Origin of the sequence: Bacillus sp. VT 712 (assembly GCF_001614195.1) — a bacterium.
GTDB classification, from domain to species: Bacteria; Bacillota; Bacilli; order Bacillales; family Bacillaceae_H; genus Priestia; species Priestia flexa.
The window spans coordinates 1-16,751 of the sequence record NZ_LWBK01000021.1 but is presented as its reverse complement, the minus strand read 5'-3'; the positions used below and the strand labels follow the sequence as shown (position 1 = coordinate 16,751).

Sequence of the window (16,751 nt, the reverse complement as noted above, 5' to 3'; positions counted from 1 at the left end):
TGGTAAACTAAAAGCGGGAGGGATTTTTATGACAAAATATCCAATAATAGAAGGCGCAGAGCCGTTTTACTTTGAAGGAAACGAAATTGGTATTTTAGTATCGCACGGTTTTACAGGTACTACACACAGTGTGAAGCCTTTGGGGGAAGCTTACCATAAAGCTGGCTATACGGTTTGTGGTCCCCGTTTAAAAGGACACGGCACGCACTACGAAGATATGGAAACGTCAACTTATCAAGAGTGGATTCAATCGGTAGAAGAAGGCTATGCATGGTTAAAAGAGCGCTGCCATACCATCTTTGTGGTCGGTTTATCAATGGGAGGCACACTGACGCTTTATATGGCAGAAAATCATCCCGAAATTAAAGGAATTGTATCAATAAACGCAGCTATTGACATTCCTGCTTTAAATCCACAGGCATTCGAAGCAGATCCTCATACTCGTTTTCTTGATTCAGCTGGATCTGATGTAAAAAAAGAAAACGCAGATGAAATCGGCTATGACAAAACGCCTGTCGCGTCACTTAAAGAACTATATAAGCTGCTTGGAATTGTTAAAAATGATTTACCCAAAATTACTTGCCCGACCCTGATTTTTGTATCCACAGAAGATCACGTTGTTCCACCGCTAAATAGCACATATATAACTGAAAACATCAGCTCAGCTGAGAAGAAAGCTATAACGCTTGAAAATAGCTACCACGTGGCGACATTAGATAACGATCAGCAAATCATCATCGATGAATCGTTGAAATTCTTTAAAGACTATCAATAAGTAAAGAGCTCTACACTTAGGTGTGGAGCTCTTTACTTATTTTTTGTTAATTTCATAATCCTAAGAACTCCCCAAGCTGCTATTCCAAGAGACAGCGCAAGTAATGCTAGAACGATCAAAATCCCCCAAAAAGTATCCATACTTAATTCACCTCTACTTGTACTAGGAAATTACTTTTCGAAAGTTTCAGATTTAAAAACTATATTTTTCCTATTACGGTTGTTGAAGAATGAACATAATCTGGTAGAATTTGAGAATGGTATTTTATTAAAAAGGAGTGTCGGTTTAATGTTGTCAAAAGTACATGTAATTGTAACGGGGGCAGGAGCTGGGATAGGAAAAGAAATTGTCACATCATGTTTAAGTGAAAGAGCTCATGTTGTTGCTTGTGATATCAGCGAAGATTCATTAAATGAACTAAAAGCTTCATATTCGACTAATAAACTTTCTACATGACGTTTTACTTTGCTTTTTATATTGTTCCTGCTATCGCTAAAAGAAGATAACTTATAGGGGGGAGATTGCAATGAATCAACATTTTATTATTATCGCTGCTATTTTATTTGTTTTAGCTTATTTCATTGGTGTCAAAAAACAAACTTGGCTGCTATCAGGCTATAACCAGCAGCGTGTACGAGATAAAGATAAACTTGCAAGGCTCGTAGGGGCTTATAACTTCATTATGGGCATGATGATGTTGGGAGGCGCTTTTATTTCTCACCCAGATGTTCAAATACTTTTTCCCATTTTAATTATTGGATACTTGGTATTACTCGGCTATGTTAATACAAAAATGGTTGAGTAGCTTCAAAAGCATTCTACATCTAAAGTTGTAGAACACCTCCATCTATCATCTGATGTCATTGATTAAGGTTTTCGCTATGATGATACTTATAGAAAGAGGTGTATGAATTGATTAAAGGTTTATATGAAGCGCATTTACCTGTAAAAGACTTAAAACGTTCGATTGCATTTTATAAGAAGTTAGGATTAGAACTTTCTCATATTCATGATCATCATCTAGCTTTTTTTTGGTTAAAGAAAGGAGAAAGTTGGCTTGGTTTATGGGAAACGCAACAAGTAGAATTAGACTACCATCCTTCTATCCGCCACGTTGCTTTTCACGTAACGTTGGAAAGTTTGAGGTCATCAGTATCATGGTTAAAAGAAAGGCAGATAGCTCCCAGAGAAGCATTTGGCTTTATGCCTCATGAACCGTTTGTAATGGCCCATGATGGCATAGCCCATGCAAAGATTCATTTTTATGACCCCGATGGAAATAGCCTAGAGTTTATCTGCAAAATTCCAAACCCCACTAATATCGTTGGACGAATGTATTTAAGCGAGTGGGAAACCATTTATTCTTAAAGCTTTTTTACATAAAACAGCTCCTTTCTATAAAATGAGAAGAGCTTAATCTTTATAATTACTTTAAACTATAAAGTGGGGTGATAAAAAATGAATAGTAAACCGATTGATGAATTAACAATTGACGATTTAAAGGACTATAAAATCTGGCAGTGGGCCCTAGATGAAGAAGAGAACGAACACCAAGATGAGACATGGGTTACGCCTGCTGCCACGGATAACTTTACATCAGATTTAAAGGGATCTATCGTATTAGGCACACTATACATAAACGCTAACCAAACAATGCCTATTATGTGCAGCCTGGATGTTACTACTCATGAAGTTTCTATTGATTCAGTTATTGTGTATAAGAAAGAAGGTGATGCTGTTTTTCAACAAATGATTGATTACGGTCACTTTAATCATTATCAAGAAGATATTGCATTCATTCGTAAGTACGGCAAAGACTGGCTATAACTAAAAAAACAAAAAGAAAGCGATTACAAAAAATTGTATCTTGCTAGAATACTAGTAAGACATAAAAACGGATGTGGTGGTTAGTGATGCTTCAACCAAAAGAGTATGACAAGCTTCTCGGTATCTTGGAAACATCAGCGGAAACAAAAGAAGTCGAGGGCATACGTAGCGTAATTAAACATATACCAGATTTACATATAGCTGGAGATTTAGATCCACGTGTTTTAAAAGTAATCAGCAGTTATACAAATCATTCAGAGGAAGAACAAACAGAACCTGCGAATGTTTCAATTGCAGCCATTCGCGCTAGCATGGGCTGGCTTAATAGAGACGTTACAACTACAGAAATTACAACAGAGTTACTCAGCATTCCGAGCAAAGAGCATGATATTCCTGTACGCATCTATCGTCCTATATCAAATGAGCTCTTACCAGCAGTCGTGTTTTTTCACGGAGGAGGGTTTATTGGAGGAAGCTTAAAAACGGTTGAAAACCCTTGTAAAGCACTAGCTGAAAAAGCGCACGCAGCGGTTGTTTCTGTCGATTACCGTTTAGCTCCTGAACATCCATTTCCCGCTGGCTTAGAGGATTGTCTAACTGCGGTGAAATGGGTGTATGAAAATGCTGAAAAACTCGGAATAAATAAAGAGCAACTAGCAGTTTGTGGTGATAGCGCCGGTGGCAACTTAGCTGCAGTTTGCAGTTTACTTGATTCCCAGCAAGGAACAAATCGAATAAAGTATCAAGCGCTTATTTATCCTGTTGTGAATCCTGGGCGAATTGATACAGAAGATCATAGATGGGACATAAATGAATATGAAGTTTTTCATCATCATGAGCTAATTAAAGGAGTTATTCTAGCATTAGCTGGCTCTAGCTCAATGCTCAATAAGCTGTATCTACAGGGAGCGGATGTTACTGATATACGCGTATCTCCTTTATTAGCCGATGATTTAAATGGTCTTCCAGAAACTCTTATTATTAATGCTGAATATGACTATCTCCGCTTACAAGCCGAAGCGTATGCTAGAAAGCTTGCACGATCTGGGGTTAAAACAAAAATGATTCAGTATAAAGGAATGGACCACGCTTTTATAGATAAGATTGGAGATTATCCGCAAGCAGAAGATTGTATGAATGAAATTGCAAAGGAACTTAAAAGTGCATTTAGAATCAATTGCTAGCTTTGTATGTTGAAAGGCGAGTACATTCATGGCTCGTCTTTTTTTATTTGGTGAGTATATAGTTCACTTTAATTTTATTATGTAAACTTTATATATGAAACATCACTTTCCTTGATGTTCCAAATCAATGCGCATACAATGAAAGAAGGAATCAACAGATAGGCCATCCAGATTGATGAAAGCGATTCCTGTTTTTATATGAGACCTGGCTTTTTCGTTCAAAAAGTAGATAACAGGAGAGGATACCATATGAATATTAAGTCACTTGATTTATTTTCACAGAAGTTCCACCAAAACCCTTACGAATACTATGAACAAATTCGTCTGCATGAACCGTTTGCAAAGGTAAAGCTTTATACAGAAGCTCCTGATTCTTGGATGGCTTTTACATATGAAGCTGCCGAAGCTGTGCTAAAAGACGAGCGCTTCATCAAAGATATGCGCACCGTATTTCCTGGCGAAATGACGGATGAAAACGTACCGCCGATTTCTCAAACGATGCTTTTTGCAGACCCACCCAATCATCGTCGTCTCCGCAGCCTTGTCCAAAGTGGCTTTACTCCTAAAAAAATTATGAGCTTAAGCGGACGCATTGAAGAAATTGCGCGTGAGCAAGCTAAAAGAATGAAAGAACATGAAACGGTTGATTTTATTGAAACATATGCATTTCCGATTCCGATTATTGTTATTTGTGAACTCCTCGGTGTTCCACAAGAAGATCAGCTTGATTTCCAGCGCTGGTCAAACGTATTGGTCGATATTAACGAAGCTTCTCAGTATGACGAAGTATTGATGGAGTTTATGATGTACTTAGAAAAACTCATTCACAATAGACGACAATCACCACAAAATGATCTACTATCTCATTTAATTCAGGCAGAAGAAGACGGAGATAAGCTTACTGCGACTGAGCTGTATGGTGTTGTCATGCTGCTTATCGTTGCTGGTCATGAAACGACTGTCAATCTCATTTCAAACGGATTGCTTGCACTTCTTACCCATCCAGACCAGCTTGCCTTATTAAAAAACGACCCTTCCTTAATTTCAAAAGCCATTGACGAATTTTTACGATACAATGGTCCAGTCGAATTCAGCACGGACCGCTGGGCGCGCGAATCCTTTACCTTTATGGGACAGCAAGTTCAAAAAGGGGATCACGTTATCGTGTCATTGGCCTCAACAGGACGAGACCCAGAAGTATTTTCACATCCAGAGAAACTTGACATTACACGAGAGAAAAACCCTCATTTAGCGTTTGGGAAAGGCATTCATTATTGCTTAGGTGCGCCACTAGCCCGATTAGAAGGTGAAATTGCGATTCGCGTGCTGCTTGAAGAATTCCCAAACGTAGGCCTTGTTGCTAATTTGTCTGATTTAGAATGGCGACAAAGCTTTATTATTCGAGGTCTAAAGGAGCTTCCAATTCGTTTAGCCTAACGTTAACTAAAAGGAGCGGTCAAAATGAGTATTATTAATTCATTTAAAACAATTCCAACTACGTGTATATCAGACGCAATGACAGGGTTAAACAATCTTAATTCATCCATCAAGCCATTAAAAGAAGAATACAAAGTTGTCGGAAGAGCCTTTACCGTTAAAATGCCTGTAGGTGACAACTTAGTATTTTTAAAAGCCATTAAAGAAGCGAAGCCAGGTGATGTATTAGTAGTAGATGCAAAAGGAGATACGTATCGAGCAATCGCTGGAGACTTCATCGTTGGATTAGCGCAAACATTGGGTATTAATGGAATCGTCGTGGACGGGGTCATTCGTGATGTCGTCGGCGTAAAGAAGCTAAACTTTCCTGTTTTCTGCAAAGGAACAGCCGTAGCAGCAAGCGGGAAATCAGGGCAAGGTGAGCTAAACGTCCCTATTTCATGTGGCGGAACCACTGTTCATCCAGGCGATATCATTGTTGGTGACGCTGACGGCGTTGTGGTCATTCCAAAAGAGCATGAGCAAACCATCCTAACAAAAGCGACTGAAAAAGTGAAGTTTGATGAGTTGCGTGATCAAAAAGTATCTGGAAATCGAGATGAAGTTATAAACTATTTAAATGATTTTCTTTCAAAATCTTAAACCTTTATTCTCTAAAGCTACTAATCATGAAGATTGGTAGCTTTTTCTATCTCATTAATAGTTCCTAATAAATAGCGTAAAAGGTATAATTAGTTAAAGAAACTAGGTTCTGGTTTCTGTTTATATTCTGGTGCTTTATAGAGTGAAGAGTAAAGTACTATCTAAAAAGAAGGTGAACGTATGCAGCTCAGTATGAAAGTAAAAGGAGAAGGTGCAGAAAACGTATCGCGGTTAATTGCAAAAAACCCTTCCAATCCTTATGAACGAATGGAAAAAGGACAGAATGTCAGGTTAGCTTTTACAACTTTTGAAGCCTATGAAGCGGAGTTTATTATTTACGTTGATGTGGATCCTATTGAACTTGTAAAAAGTGGATCCAATCATTTTGATATTACCCACTATATCAACGATCGTGAATTTGCGGTCAGCAGCTTGTTTTGTTCCTACATACGCAAAGCACTTGGGACAGCTTTAAACGGAAAGCCGAAAGAAGAATATAGCGAGTGGGTACATCATGCTTTTGATCTTGAAGTTAGCTTCGGTCCTATTGCCTCACATTTACCAGATCAACGAATCCAAGAGCTTTTTGAACCGATGGGCTATGCTGTTGAAATAGAGCGAAGAGACATTGATTATACGTTTGATTTAAAAACACGAAGCACGGCTCGTTACGTAACATTAAAAGGAATAGTTACAGTCCAACAAGCCCTTCAGCATTTGTTCATTTTAATTCCAGTCTTGGATAACTTTAAGCACTACTTTTTGGATGAGCGAGAAATTGAAAAAATAGAGCGCTACGGCGAAGGCTGGCTAGATGCTCACCCCTTGAAAAGTTATATCTACGAGCAGTCGCTTCGTTTTAAAGACCTTGTTAAACAAGCGAACGTAGCAACAAATACTGAAAAAAAGCAGAAGAACGATGATACAGATCAAGCTAAAACACCGCTAAACGAGCTACGCTATCAGGCAATTCTTAAAAAAGTACAGTCTCTTCCTGCTAAAGGAACCGTTGTGGACTTCGGTTCAGGTGAAGGAAAGCTAGCTACTCGTTTAGGATTCATTCCAGGAATAGGTGAAATTTTAGCAGTAGAGCCTTCACAATCTGCACAGCTAAAAGCATTGGAGCGATTTGAAAAAGCTGCTGCCAAACCAAACTTCATTCAGCCTCGTTCTGTTTGGGGATCGTTGTTTTACTATGATGCACAGCTTCAAGGTGCAGACGTCATCATTTTGTGTGAAGTCATTGAGCATATCAATGAAGAACGACTGCCTGGCATTATGAACACAATCTTTACGTTCTATCAACCAAAATCACTGATTGTGACAACGCCAAATCAAGAATACAATGCCGTTTATCAAATGAATGAAACAATGAGACACGCGGATCACCGCTTTGAATGGAATAGACGAGAGTTTGCAAGCTGGTGTGAAGCTTGGACGCAGGATTTTCCTTATTCCATAACCATTGAAGGCATTGGAGAAGAAAATGACGAGTACGGATCACCGACACAAATGTGTACGTTTGAACGAAAAGAGGGAGACAATTGAAGAAATTATTTTTACCTCCTGCAGGAATTGTACTTTTAATGGGGCCCTCAAATAGCGGCAAAACAACGTTGCTAGAGTCCTGGATAAAAAAAGGCTATGTCAAACCTTCTGAAACGGTGAGCTCTGATCAGTTTCGCTTATTAGTAGGATATACAGATTTTATTGAATGGACAAGCCGTCCAAAAGATGAGGCAGACGTGTTGTTGCAAGAATATCAAACAATTTCCCAAAAAGCGTTTGAAACAATGGAATACATCATTGAAACTAGGTCCAAAATGGGGAAATTAACGATTGTCGACGCAACGCATCTATATGAAGACGACCGTAAGAGATATATCGACTTAGCGAAAAAGAACCACATACCGTGCATTGCACTTTTGCTTGATGTACCAACTGAAACGTTGCTTGAACGTGATGAAAACAGAGAATTCCCACGTGGTAAAAAGCGAGTCAAACAGCAAGCGCAGGTATTTGCTAAAAGCAAGCGTTCTATTAAACGAGAAGGCTTTCGTCAACAGTACGTATTAACAAAAGAAGATATCAGTGAATTAGAAGTCGTTCGCACCAAAAATAAGCTTGAACTTGACGTTGGAACAGGAATAGACGTAATCGGTGATATTCACGCGTGCTATGAAGAGCTAATTCAGCTTCTTGAGCGTCTTGGCTATGAGCCAAATGAAGAAGGCTTTTACACGCATCCAAACGGACGTAAATTTCTATCCGTTGGAGACGTGATGAGTCGAGGGCCTCGTTCTCTTGATAGCATGCTGTTTTTCAAGCGGCATGTAGAAGCTAATCTTGCGTATATGATTGACAGCAACCACGGTTGGAAAATTGCAAGATGGTTAGGCGGGAGAAATGTCACGTTGACGCACGGAGATGAAAAGGTTGCGGATGAGTTTACTCGCTATGAGGAAGAACACGGAACTGAAAAAGCGGAAGCCTTAAAACGTGAGCTAAAAGACTTTTTGCTAGAAGCGCCGTCTCATTATATTCTGACAAAAAATGATGTTCGCGTAGCTGTAGTAACGCATGCGGGTATAAAGGATGAATATATCGGAAAGCAATCCTATCACATCTCAGACTTTTGTCGATACGGGGATTCTGAAGGATTTTATGAGAACGGAAAGCCTATACGTAAAGACTGGTATACAAATCACCACACAAAAGAGCTCATCATTTGGGGACATGACTGTAAAGTTCAGCCGCTTGTTGTGAACAATACTGTTAACATTGATCAAGGGGCCGTATTTGGCGGCTCGCTGACGGCTTTTCAGTATCCAGAAAAACAGTTTGTTTCTGTAAAAGCAAAAGAAAACTACTCTGGAACGGAGGACAACCCACTCACACAGTGGCAGAAAAAAAGGTTGGATCCACCGAATATTGCACGCTTTCTTAACGGCTATTCGGTACTAACTGACACGTATGGAGATATTAAAGTTCTTGAAGGAACGGCCAAGTCAGCAATTGATTCTGTTTCTCACTTCACGATTCCAATTGAAGAGCTTATTTATATTCCACCAACCATGAGCCCCACACCAAAGCCTCCAGTACTGGAAGGATATCTTGAGCACCCAAAAGAAGCGTTTGATTACTATCAGTCAAATGGCGTTCAAACAATGGTCGTCGAGAAAAAGCACATGGGAAGTCGCGGCGTACTGCTATTATTCAAAGATAAGGAAACTGCTGTTCATTACGTTGGCAGAGAAACGCTAGGAACCATTTATACGCGTACAGGACGCTCCTTTTTTGCAAAAGACGTAGAGGAACAGATTTTATCGACTTTAAATGAAGACCTAATGCGTTCTAATTATTTCTCTAAATACAACACAGACTTTGTTCTGCTTGACGCTGAAATTTTGCCGTGGAACTTAAAAGCAAAAGAGTTAATTAGCTCTCAATACGCGCACGTAGCGGAAGTTGCACTATTAGACCGCAGAAAATTAAGTGAAAAGCTAAAAAAAGCCTTAAAGCATAATCAAAGCATTGAAACGTGGCTATCTGAAGTCAATCTAAAGCTTAAAAATGCTGAGATTTTCAACGAAGTTTTCCAAAAATACTGCTGGAACATTGACGGAGTAGAAGGCATTCAAATTGCCCCGTTTCACGTCTTAGCTCACAGCGGCGAAACGTTCTTTGACAAAACGCATCTGTGGCACATGGAAAGAAACGCTGAGTTTAGCTCATTATCGGATTTATTTATTTCAACAGACTTTATGGTCGTACATGACGAGAAATCAATGAACAAAGCGATTGAATGGTGGGAATCCATTACGGAAGAAGGACACGAAGGCTTTGTGGTGAAGCCGGAAACGTTTATCGCAAGAAATGAGAAAGGTAAGCTTTTACAGCCTGCTATCAAGGTGAGAGGACGTAAATACCTCCATATTATCTACGGAATGGATTATTTAATGCCTGAAAATCTCAATCGTTTAAAACAGCGGAATACCAGTAAAAAGCAAAAGCATGCGCTACTGGAGTTTGCTTTAGGTATCGAAGGTATTACGCGCTTTGTAAACAAAGATTCGATCGAGCGAATTCATGAATGTGCTCTTGGAACGCTTGCTCTTGAAATGGAGCCTGTGGACCCTAGACTGTAAGAAAAAAGAAAAATCGTGCGAGGAGCATCACAAAGCGCCATTATCGGCTATTTTTTAGATGAAGACTACAACGGCAAAGGCTATATGACTCAAGCAGCAAAGCTATTTGTTACCTATGCGTTTACTAAATTAAATTTATATCGCATTCAAGCCGAAGTTCAGCCTCATAACGTTGGATCGATACGGGTATTGGAAAAAGCAGGATTTCTTCAAGAAGGCCTTGCAACGAAAAACCTTAAAATCAGGGGAGAATGGAAGGACCATCAGGTGTTAGCCATAATTAATCCAGCTGATTGATGAAAACAAATAGGAAGCAGAGGTGGGAGAGAGCTTGAAACAAAAAAGGCTACGTGATTACGGGGTAACGATTGGAAAATTAGAAACCGGCGCATATAACGCAATTACGGACGTTAAAGGCGTTACGGTCGGGCATGTGACTATTAGCGAAGGTGAACAGCAAACAGGAGTAACAGCAATCTTACCTCACCAAGGGAACATTTTCCGCGAAAAGCTCATTGCATCAAGTCACGTCATAAATGGATTCGGAAAAACAATCGGAACTATTCAAATAAATGAGTTAGGAACGTTAGAATCTCCAATCGTTTTAACGAACACGCTAAGCATCGGGACAGCAGCTGATGCGGTCATTGATTATATGTTAGAACAGAACGAAGAAATCGGACGAACAACCGGAACGATAAATCCTGTTGTCTGTGAATGCAATGATATGATTTTAAACGATATTCGTTCAAAGACAGTGACGAAAAAGCACGTACTCAAAGCTTTAGAGACCACTTCAGAAACAGTCGAAGAAGGCTCTGTCGGTGCAGGCAGAGGCATGGTTTGCTATTCGTTAAAAGGAGGAATCGGAACGTCATCTAGACAAATCCAATTAACTCATGGCCTATATACAATCGGTGTCCTTACCTTAACTAATTTTGGTTCATTACCTGATTTAACGATAAACGGACAGCCAGTTGGCTCACAGCTTTATAACTCGATGCATTCTTTAGAAGAAATACCAGACAAAGGCTCTGTAATCGTTATTCTTGCTACTGATTTACCCGTGACGGAAAGACAGCTCAATCGCATTTTAAAACGAACGGTAACGGGCTTATCACGTACAGGATCTATTATTACAACAGGAAGCGGGGAAGTCGTCATTGGATTTTCAACAGCAAATAAAATTCCTCATGATAAAACGTCTTCCTGCCTTTCAATTTCAGCTATTCATGAAGAAGATATCGATTTAGCATTTCGAGCCGCTGGTGAAGCCACTGAGGAAGCGGTCTTAAACTCACTTATTACAGCAACTCATGTTGTTGGCAGAAGCGGCAATGAACGACCGGCATTAAAAAACCTATTGGAGATTTACGGAATTCAGTTAGACTGAAAACCAATACGTGTGTACAGTTGTTTATAGAAAGGAAACTTTGTATTGGCTCAGTTTGATATGAAAACAAAGGAAGAACTACTAAAGTAGGTTTGGGGGATAAACTATGAAAAAACTGGGAGATCTATACTTTTTCTGCGGAAAGATGGGAGCAGGAAAATCAACTAAATCGAAGCAATTGGCTGCGGAAAAACATGCGGTGCTGTTATCCGAGGATGAATGGCTTTCAGCTTTATATCCGAATGAAATCGCATCATTTGATGACTATCTAAAATTCTCAGCACAGCTCAAACCGTTAGTGAAAAAGCATGTCCAAAATATACTAAGTGTTGGTACAGATGTAGTGATGGATTTTCCAGGAAACACTCAAAAACAGCGAAAATGGCTTTTAAGTATCGCGTCAGAAGTCAACGCAAATCATCAGCTAATTTTCCTCAACTTAAATAACGAGCAATGTTTACGTCAAATCGCACAAAGACGTAACGAACAACCTGAAAGAGCAACTTTCGATACTATAGAGACGTTTATTCACGTTACTAAGTTCTTTGAAGAGCCAGATGTATCTGAGGGTCTAAACATTTTAGAGTTTAACGAATAGCTCAACCAAACCGCCACCTGAAACCACAGGTGGCGGTTATTCATGTAATGAAGGGGGAAGATGTTTATATTTTTTTATTTTTCTAGTTTACATAATATACATTATAGGAAGTTATATAAATAATAGATTTTTTGTCTCATTTGATAAGTAAACTTTAGATAGTGAGATGAAAAAGGAATTTACTAATGTATTGTATTGAAATTATATTATAGAGCTTGATACATGATTAACTTAAATAACTCCTGATCAAACGTTCGATTGCTTCAGTTTCATTTGGTGTTGCAGATGCCAACTACATAAACATATAGCAGAATCTCCGTTTAGAAAAATAAATCTACTGTGATTGAATTTTGTTCTAAACGTTACTTCATAGACTTTATATGATTAGTTTCTTAAATAGTTTACATAATGTTTCCTGTAAACGTAAATTTTGAGTTTAAAGATTTTTTATCCCTATATTGGATTAATATTCATTTTATTTTGTATAACACCCGTATTTATTGTAACTATATCCATTTCTATTTATTTTTATACAAATTAACCCTCTGTTTTTTCTTTGTTTTCAATCTCTAACCTTGCTGTTATCACATTTACAGTTGTAGTTTTGTATACATTGAGGTATAATGTATAACAAATAGAGATCGGCATATGTTGGGTGCTTAATCATCCGATTTTAAAGGAGCGATACTTGTGAATATTACAATTTATTATGGTAACCATGAAGATAAAACAATTCATACAATGGATTGTCACGTAGATATTGATATAGACGACGAAGATTTAGTTTCTTTAACAGATGTACGCTAAATCCATATAGAAAATAAATGTTCAAAACACAAATCAACTGGTTTGTGTTTTTTTATGTTTACTCTCCCCCGCTTTCTTCGTAAGACATAGCTACTTTTTATTTTTATCCCCCCTTTACTTTTCGTTCTTTTTCTCGTATGATTTAATAAGAACGTATGTTCGATTTATCAATTGCAAGGAGTGTTTGTTAGATGAGCAATAGAAAAAGAAAAAAGCCGCTTCCCCCTACCCTTTCTAATACTGGTTTTATCGGAGCAACATTCGCAGATACAAATGAGCTGCTTGCAAATGAATATCACTTTTCACGTAAACAGATGAAGATCACTCACCACGTATTGGATGCACTATTACAAGGTGTGACGCAGCTATTTCAACAGCATAATGTTGAAGCCGCTCTATCTTGTGTTTATTTACCTAAATATAAAAAGATTGGTCTTGTGTTATCTAAGCAACCGTTTGGGCGTCGTGAAGGTATTGGCTACTTTATTAATTACTTAAAAGAAGTTGGTCATATTGATTGGGATGAAAAAACAAAGGATTATGAAATACATAACACGAGCTTTATAGGCGTTGTCTTTGCAGATTTAGAAAAGATTTCAAAGTTTACTTTTGAATTTGAGCTTCAGCTTCTAGCTAAATTTGTAAAAGAACTAATTATCCCTGCGAAGGAGCTCTTTTTACAGCACCATATAAGAGCCTATATCTCAGGAATTGAAAATGATGAGCAGCATAAGTTAGGATTTGTACTTTCGATTAAGCCTTATGACGAACGGAAAGAAGCGGATTTATATTTTGTTGAATATTTAAAAGAACGCGGTCTTTATGAAGGGGATGAATCTGAAGAAGAATTAATTCCCATACATACGAAGTGGAGTCTATTCTCCAAATAAAAATTCCCATTTCTCACAGCTGAGGGTGGGAATTTTTATGTTTTTTTGGTTACTATAAACAAATTAGTAGTAACTACTAATAGTTAGTATTATAATAGAGATTATAATGATGCACTGTCATTATAGACATTTTTTTATAGAAAAGGAGTCGTGGCAATGATTCGTTTAGAAGAACTAATTCCAAAAGAACGCTATAATTTAACGGAGGAATTTGAAAAACACGCATCTGATCACCTTGCGATCAAATGGCAAGATGCTGATGGTCATCGAGAAGAAATTACATATAATAATCTATTAAAACGAGCAAATAAAGCCGCAAATTCATTAACAGAACTAGGTTTAACAAAAGGCGATCACGTCTTAGTCATCATGCCCCGCTTAATTGATTCATATGTCATGTACTTAGCATGTTTAAAAGCAGGTATTGTCATTATTCCTTCTTCAGAAATGCTTCGAGCAAAAGATATCCAATATCGTTTACACCATGCCCAAGCAAAAGCGATTATTTCATATTCTCCATTTTGTCAAGAAGTAGACCAAGTAACAGACTTACCTTCTTCTCTAAAGCATAAAATTGTTTTGGGAGATGCTGTGAACTCTTGGACATCCTTAGAGCCTCTTATGGATGCAGCGAGTGATCAGTTTGAAGCCGCTGATACTCATAGAGACGATACGGCCTTTTTGCCTTACACGTCAGGTACAACTGGCAATCCAAAAGGCGTCGTTCATACACACGGATGGGCATACGCTCATCTACGTTTAGCAGCGCGTGAATGGCTAGATATTAAAAAAGGTGATATAGTTTGGGCAACAGCAGGTCCAGGCTGGCAGAAATGGGTTTGGAGTCCATTTTTATCAGTTTTAGGTCAAGGAGCAACAGGAATTGTATATAACGGCCGATTCGAACCAGAGAAGTACTTAGCGATTTTACAAGATGAGCAAGTGAATGTGTTATGCTGCACGCCGACAGAATACCGCTTCATGGCAAAATCAGCAAACTTAGATTCCTTTGACTTATCTCATATTCATAGCGCAGTATCAGCTGGTGAACCGCTAAATGAAGAAGTAATGAGCGTGTTTAAACAACACTTTGGTATTCAAGTCCGTGATGGATATGGCCAAACAGAAAACACGCTTTTGATTGGAACATTAAAAAATGTAGACGTTAAGGTTGGTTCAATGGGTAAACCGATGCTTGAAGAATTTATTGAGATTGTTGATGAAGACGGCAACCCATGTGCCCCTGGTGAAATTGGAGATATTGCGGTTCGTAAAGACCTCCCTTCGCTTTTTAAACATTACTACAAAGACGAAGAGCGTACGAAAAAAGCGTTTTGTGGCAATTATTATCTAACGGGTGACCGAGCTTCTAAAGATGCTGATAATTACTATTGGTTCCAAGGCCGCAGCGATGATATTATTATTAGCTCTGGCTATACAATTGGACCTTTTGAAGTTGAAGATGCTTTGATTAAGCACTCTGCTGTCAAGGAATGCGCCGTAGTTGCAAGTCCAGATCCGGATCGTGGTAACGTAGTTAAAGCCTTTGTTGTATTAACTGACCCTGCGTTAACTGCTGATGAATCGTTAGTTAAAGACTTACAAAATCATGTTAAGCAATTAACAGCACCGTATAAGTATCCTCGACTAATTGAATTTGTATCTGACTTACCAAAAACAAATTCAGGTAAAATTCGTCGCGTTGAGCTCCGTGCTCGTGAACAGCAAGTTACTCAATAAGCAACAAAACGCCGAAGCGAATAGCCGCTTCGGCGTTTTGTTTAATTTTGTTTACAGGTAGCGCTGTGCAGTCCGAACTTCAACTGTTAGCGTTCCCCCTGCAACGTTTGTATACGTCTTAATAATAATTGGATATGATTTATTGTTCATAAATTTAAAATCAGGTCCATTCCATGAAACAGTAGCATCTCTTCCTTTAGGAACATATCCTACGTCTTTTGAATGATGAGAACGCGCAACGATTTGTACTCCAGCTTTATCTACTGCGTTAAATAACGTGGAAGATGTTTGACAGATTCCTCCACCAATCCCCATGACTAGTTCTTTGTTGATGATTTCAGGAGCTTGCTGATAACCGCGTTCTACCGTACGAGGCCCTACAACACTGTTATAAGAGAAATAATCACCAGGTCCTAAAATAGTGTTGTTAATAGCTTCAGCAGAGAGCTGGATATTTCGATTTCTCCCCGTGTCGTTAGGGCGAAATTTCGTAGTGAAAGAAGCAATTGGTACTTCACTTACTCCTGTTGCTGCTTGCACAGAAACGTTTGGTGGTGTTTCATAAATTGGAACCGTAATTTCTAATTGATTTGTGTTTAAATTTTGCAGACTCGCTACAAGTTCGTCTTCTTTTAAAACAATCCGGTTCGAGCCTCCAATTAATGCTCCATTTCCATCTAGCTTCATGCTTTGCATTGGTGTATCGATTCCTTTTGCTAACTCGGAGGCAAGTGCTTTTATCTCTTTATTATATACTTCCTTATCAGCAAAATTAACGGGTTTAAATTCTCGCATTAATGCACCAGTACGAGAATCTTTTAATTGGTACGTTAAGTCTTCTACTTTAATAACCGGCTCTTTTTTTTCTTTTTTCTCTACAGCTTTTTGTTCTTTTTCTGCCGCTGTAGCTGCCGCTTGTTGTGCAGAATGGTCCATATACATATCAAATGCAATATAACCGCTGACCAACGTGGCACTTGCTAAAAGTGCTGCTATAACCTTTTTCATGTAATTGTGATCCCCCCATATTTCGGCTTTACCTCAATATGTCTTTCTTTTAAAAAGGCTCTTTTCTAAAAGATTGTTGCTATTGGAAGGCAAAGGTGTTGGAAAATTTTCCAAGAATAATAGTATAATAATGCTTGGAGGGATAAATATGTTAAAAAAACTATTAGCAATAATTTCAGTACCTTTAGTTATTGTTCATTTAATCATTCTGTACTTTTGGATTGGTGATTGGGAAAAATTAGTTACGAAAATAGGATTAATTAGTTGGATTGGTTCAATTATTTTAGGCATAATTGTTTATT

General features: G+C 38.4%; 15 protein-coding genes and 1 pseudogene. 15 read left to right on the top strand and 1 reads right to left on the bottom strand.

Annotated elements, in window-relative coordinates:
• The first annotated feature begins 28 nt into the window (after positions 1 to 28).
• The 15 genes and pseudogenes from A2U94_RS11815 (at position 29) to mbcS (ending at position 15,441) form a co-directional block, all read left to right on the top strand.
• Positions 29 to 775, top strand: coding sequence for an alpha/beta hydrolase (locus A2U94_RS11815; protein ID WP_035321197.1), 747 nt, complete (start codon positions 29 to 31; stop codon positions 773 to 775).
• 288 nt (positions 776 to 1,063) lie between these two features.
• Positions 1,064 to 1,231, top strand: coding sequence for an SDR family NAD(P)-dependent oxidoreductase (locus tag A2U94_RS20670; protein ID WP_081801899.1), 168 nt, complete (start codon positions 1,064 to 1,066; stop codon positions 1,229 to 1,231).
• 70 nt (positions 1,232 to 1,301) lie between these two features.
• Positions 1,302 to 1,580: a DUF3784 domain-containing protein gene (locus A2U94_RS11810; protein WP_025911024.1), complete on the top strand. Its 279-nt coding sequence runs from the start codon at positions 1,302 to 1,304 to the stop codon at positions 1,578 to 1,580.
• Positions 1,581 to 1,687: 107 nt separating this feature from the next.
• Positions 1,688 to 2,143 carry a VOC family protein gene (locus tag A2U94_RS11805; protein WP_035321179.1) on the top strand — a complete coding sequence of 152 codons (456 nt, stop codon included), beginning with the start codon at positions 1,688 to 1,690 and terminating at the stop codon, positions 2,141 to 2,143.
• Positions 2,144 to 2,233: 90 nt separating this feature from the next.
• The gene (locus A2U94_RS11800; RefSeq protein ID WP_025911025.1) at positions 2,234 to 2,602 is read left to right on the top strand and encodes a hypothetical protein; all 369 of its coding nucleotides are present in this window, start codon (positions 2,234 to 2,236) and stop codon (positions 2,600 to 2,602) included.
• A gap of 86 nt (positions 2,603 to 2,688) precedes the next feature.
• On the top strand, positions 2,689 to 3,786 hold the full coding sequence (locus tag A2U94_RS11795) for an alpha/beta hydrolase (RefSeq protein ID WP_025911027.1): 1,098 nt from the start codon (positions 2,689 to 2,691) through the stop codon (positions 3,784 to 3,786).
• 249 nt (positions 3,787 to 4,035) lie between these two features.
• Positions 4,036 to 5,223, top strand: coding sequence for a cytochrome P450 family protein (locus A2U94_RS11790; RefSeq protein ID WP_025911028.1), 1,188 nt, complete (start codon positions 4,036 to 4,038; stop codon positions 5,221 to 5,223).
• A 24-nt stretch (positions 5,224 to 5,247) separates the two neighbouring features.
• Complete coding sequence (locus A2U94_RS11785; protein ID WP_025911031.1) at positions 5,248 to 5,865, top strand: RraA family protein; 618 nt, start codon at positions 5,248 to 5,250, stop codon at positions 5,863 to 5,865.
• A 180-nt stretch (positions 5,866 to 6,045) separates the two neighbouring features.
• The gene (locus tag A2U94_RS11780) at positions 6,046 to 7,413 is read left to right on the top strand and encodes a 3' terminal RNA ribose 2'-O-methyltransferase Hen1 (RefSeq protein WP_025911033.1); all 1,368 of its coding nucleotides are present in this window, start codon (positions 6,046 to 6,048) and stop codon (positions 7,411 to 7,413) included.
• Positions 7,410 to 10,013: a polynucleotide kinase-phosphatase gene (locus tag A2U94_RS11775; protein ID WP_025911034.1), complete on the top strand. Its 2,604-nt coding sequence runs from the start codon at positions 7,410 to 7,412 to the stop codon at positions 10,011 to 10,013. The genes A2U94_RS11780 and A2U94_RS11775 overlap by 4 nt, the downstream gene beginning before the upstream one ends.
• 18 nt (positions 10,014 to 10,031) lie before the next feature.
• Positions 10,032 to 10,310 (top strand): annotated as a pseudogene (locus tag A2U94_RS11770) (GNAT family N-acetyltransferase); the annotation flags it as partial.
• A gap of 34 nt (positions 10,311 to 10,344) precedes the next feature.
• Positions 10,345 to 11,406, top strand: a complete 1,062-nt coding sequence (locus tag A2U94_RS11765; RefSeq protein ID WP_025911037.1) for a DmpA family aminopeptidase — start codon at positions 10,345 to 10,347, stop codon at positions 11,404 to 11,406.
• 106 nt (positions 11,407 to 11,512) lie between these two features.
• A complete protein-coding gene (locus A2U94_RS11760) occupies positions 11,513 to 12,004 on the top strand; it encodes a P-loop nucleotide/nucleoside kinase family protein (protein WP_025911039.1) in 492 nt (163 codons plus the stop codon).
• 998 nt (positions 12,005 to 13,002) lie between these two features.
• Entirely contained in the window at positions 13,003 to 13,701 is a 699-nt protein-coding gene (locus A2U94_RS11755; protein ID WP_025911041.1) for a hypothetical protein, read from the top strand.
• 156 nt (positions 13,702 to 13,857) lie between these two features.
• Positions 13,858 to 15,441, top strand: coding sequence for an acyl-CoA synthetase MbcS (gene mbcS / locus A2U94_RS11750; protein ID WP_081801901.1), 1,584 nt, complete (start codon positions 13,858 to 13,860; stop codon positions 15,439 to 15,441).
• A 51-nt stretch (positions 15,442 to 15,492) separates the two neighbouring features.
• On the opposite strand, the gene A2U94_RS11745 is transcribed toward mbcS, so the two are convergent.
• Positions 15,493 to 16,449 (bottom strand): VanW family protein, encoded by a 957-nt coding sequence (locus tag A2U94_RS11745; protein WP_025911045.1) that lies wholly within the window; start codon positions 16,447 to 16,449, stop codon positions 15,493 to 15,495.
• Between the last annotated feature and the right edge of the window lie 302 nt (positions 16,450 to 16,751).

Coding starts and splice junctions, on each gene's coding strand:
- mbcS (WP_081801901.1), top strand. CDS start 13,858: ATGATTCGTTTAGAAGAACTAATTCCAAAAGAACGCTATAATTTAACG.
- A2U94_RS11755 (WP_025911041.1), top strand. CDS start 13,003: ATGAGCAATAGAAAAAGAAAAAAGCCGCTTCCCCCTACCCTTTCTAAT.
- A2U94_RS11795 (WP_025911027.1), top strand. CDS start 2,689: ATGCTTCAACCAAAAGAGTATGACAAGCTTCTCGGTATCTTGGAAACA.
- A2U94_RS11785 (WP_025911031.1), top strand. CDS start 5,248: ATGAGTATTATTAATTCATTTAAAACAATTCCAACTACGTGTATATCA.
- A2U94_RS11815 (WP_035321197.1), top strand. CDS start 29: ATGACAAAATATCCAATAATAGAAGGCGCAGAGCCGTTTTACTTTGAA.
- A2U94_RS11760 (WP_025911039.1), top strand. CDS start 11,513: ATGAAAAAACTGGGAGATCTATACTTTTTCTGCGGAAAGATGGGAGCA.
- A2U94_RS11790 (WP_025911028.1), top strand. CDS start 4,036: ATGAATATTAAGTCACTTGATTTATTTTCACAGAAGTTCCACCAAAAC.
- A2U94_RS11745 (WP_025911045.1), bottom strand. CDS start 16,449: ATGAAAAAGGTTATAGCAGCACTTTTAGCAAGTGCCACGTTGGTCAGC.
- A2U94_RS11800 (WP_025911025.1), top strand. CDS start 2,234: ATGAATAGTAAACCGATTGATGAATTAACAATTGACGATTTAAAGGAC.
- A2U94_RS20670 (WP_081801899.1), top strand. CDS start 1,064: ATGTTGTCAAAAGTACATGTAATTGTAACGGGGGCAGGAGCTGGGATA.
- A2U94_RS11780 (WP_025911033.1), top strand. CDS start 6,046: ATGCAGCTCAGTATGAAAGTAAAAGGAGAAGGTGCAGAAAACGTATCG.
- A2U94_RS11810 (WP_025911024.1), top strand. CDS start 1,302: ATGAATCAACATTTTATTATTATCGCTGCTATTTTATTTGTTTTAGCT.